This is a genomic window from Zoogloea sp. (assembly GCF_017302315.1).
Lineage (GTDB): Bacteria > Pseudomonadota > Gammaproteobacteria > Burkholderiales > Rhodocyclaceae > Zoogloea.
Window position 1 is genome coordinate 1 of the sequence record NZ_JAFLDT010000164.1, and the last position, 2,616, is coordinate 2,616.

3 protein-coding genes are annotated in these 2,616 nt (G+C 67.8%); all 3 read right to left on the minus strand.

Annotated features, from left to right (window positions below; all coding sequences use genetic code 11):
- On the minus strand, positions 1–1,036 hold a 1,036-nt coding region (locus J0L98_RS21525; RefSeq protein ID WP_296414281.1), incomplete at its 3' end, for a TRAP transporter large permease subunit.
- 8 nt (positions 1,037–1,044) lie between these two features.
- Positions 1,045–2,049: a TRAP transporter substrate-binding protein DctP gene (gene dctP, locus J0L98_RS21530; RefSeq protein ID WP_296414282.1), complete on the minus strand. Its 1,005-nt coding sequence runs from the start codon at positions 2,047–2,049 to the stop codon at positions 1,045–1,047.
- 22 nt (positions 2,050–2,071) lie between these two features.
- A partial coding sequence (locus tag J0L98_RS21535) for a TRAP transporter TatT component family protein (RefSeq protein WP_296414284.1) occupies positions 2,072–2,616 on the minus strand: 545 nt, incomplete at its 5' end.

A 2,616-nucleotide genomic window follows, 5' to 3' on the forward strand; every position in this document is an offset into this window, starting at 1 on the left:
CGAGGAACATGCTGTGGATGGGCACCCGGGCAATGATGGCGTACATGATCAGCGGCACCGAGGGTGCCAGCAGCACCCCAAGGGCGCTGGCGCTGGTGACGAGGCTGATGCCCTTGCGCTCGGGAAAGCCGGCGTCCTTGAGCAACGGCAGCAGCAGGCCGCCGAGGGCCAGGATGGTGACGCCGCTGCCGCCGGTGAAGGCGGTGAAGAAAGAGCACAGTAGGGCGGCTGCGATCACCGTGCCGGTGGGGCCGCCGCCGAAGCTGGCGGTGAACAGGGTTCCCAGGCGCCCGGCGGCACCGCTGCGGGCAAAGATCAGCCCCGCCAGGGTGAACAGGGGCAGGGCCGGCAGGGAGGGATTGACGGTGATCTGATAGTGGCTGAGGGGGACCGAGGCCAGGGGCTGGCCTTCCGCCCAGAACAGGGCCAGTGCCAGGCCGCCGAGGATGGCAAAAATGGGCGCCCCGGCGAGCAACGCGAGCACAAGAAGCAGGACAAAGGGGGCCAGGGGAAGGGCGCTGCCATCGAAATGCAGGGCGAAGGTGAAGCCCATGCCGGTCAGTGCCAGGCCCAACAGCAGGCCGGCCACACGATGGGGCGCACAGCGGCTGCCCAGGCGCACACCGAGGGTCACGAAGCCGGCAGGCATCAGGGCCTGCACGGCCCAAACGGGAATGCCGTAGGCGAGCTCACGCCCGGCGTCCATTTCACTGGCCACAAAGGTCCAGCTGGCGGCACCGAGCATGCCCGACAGGATCGCCGCGCCACCGTTGGCGAATACGCCTGCCGCCTGTTTCAGCCACGGCTTTCGTGCGTTGGCAAAGCCGCTGCCCAGGGTGCTCAGGTGGCCTCCCCGTTCCGCCAGCACCGCGCCGAACATGGCGACGGCCAGGCCCAGATGCTGGACAAGCATGGCCGCGTTGGCGATGCCTTTGCCGTGCAGTGGGCGCAGGGCAATCTCGATCAGCGGGATGAGCGTCATCAGGGCCAGCGCCGTGGAGGCGATGGCTTCGTCAATAGCCGGAAAGCGGCGCATGACGGTGCTCAACGCTTGCCGGCCCGATAGGCCTTGAGCAGGGCAAAGACCTCGTCAAAGGTTTCGGCCGGCACCATGTGGCCGCGGATGCGCGGATACAGCTTGTCGGCGAGGGCCTGCCATTCCTGCATCTGCTCGGGCGTCGGGGTGTGCACCTGCAGGCCGCGTTTCTTCATGGCGGTGACGGCCTCATCCACTTCCTGACGGGCGCGGGTGCGCATCTGCAGGCCGGCCTTGGCACCGGCTTCGCGCAGGGCATTCTGGGTGGCGGGGGGCATCTCGTCCCAGCTCTTCTTCGTGACCACCAGGGCACCGACGATGGGCGCCCAGTTGATGTCGAGCATATGGGGGGCGGTGTTGTAAACCTGGGTGGCCAGGGCGAAGTAGGGGGTGGCGGGTACGGCATTGATCATGCCGGTCTGGATGGAGGGCAGGATGTCGCTGGTCTCCAGGGGCACCGGGGTGTAGCCCAGGCTTTTCATGATCTCCTGCTGTTCGGTTTCACCGGCCCAGGTGAAGAACTTCATCTTCTTGAAATCGTCCGGGCGCACGGCGGTTTCCTTCGAGAAGAAGCGTACCCAGCCTGCATCGCCCCAGGCCAGCACCACGAAGCCCTTGTCGAGGAATTTTCTTTCCATGGCCGGGCGCATCTTCTCCCGCACGTAGTCCACCTCTTCCCAGCTCCGGAAGAGCAGGGGCATGGACTGGAGGGCAGAGATGGTCGGCTCGATTTCGCGCAGCCCGACCACCGACAGCAGGGCACCCTGTAGCTGGCCGATGCGCATGCGGCGCGCCATGTCGGTCTCACCACCCTGACTGCCGTCCGGATAGATGACGTACTTGGCCCCTTCTCCCTGGGTGGCGCGCCAGGCTTCGCCCACTTCCATGAGCTGGCGGTGGTAAAGGGAATTCTTGGGGGCCAGGGTGCCAATGCGCAACTGGGGGGCGGCGAGGGCGGGGATGGCAAGGAGCAGTCCGAGGGCGAGGGCGGCAAGGCGGCCGGGCTTTGGCATGGAGAGGGTCCGGAAGGGGGAATCAGAAAAGGTCGTCGGCGGTACTGAGCAGCCATTCGGCGCGTCGGCGCATCACGGCATTGGAAAGGGCCAGAGTGCCGCCCGGCGTGTCGCGCACGGCGAGGGCCTGCTGTAGCAGGGCCACGAAGGCAGCCTTGTCGCCAGCGGGCTGGGCAAGGCCCTCGGCCTTGGCCACGAAGGCCCCGGCGTTGTTCCCGGCCCCCAGGCGCAGGGCTTCATCGAAGTACACCTGGGCCTGCTGCCGGCTGCCACCCGGGCGGGCTGTCTCGAAACTGCCCATCAGGCTGGCCAGGGCGCCGCCACCGTAAGCGGGGTCGGAAGCCCAGGCGAGCTGGGCGAGGCGTATCGCCGTGGGCAGATCGGCGACGGTATCGGGCTCGTCCTTGGAAAGGGAGATCAGCCCACCCCAGGCCGCCGCAGCCCAGTAGGCAAGGGCCACCTGCCGGGGGGTCAAGGTTTGGGGCGAGCCCTGGGTCTCCAGTTGCTGGCGCAGGCCCGGGCGGCTTGCCTCGAGGGCGGCCAGGGCGTGGTCCCGACCGCGTCGGT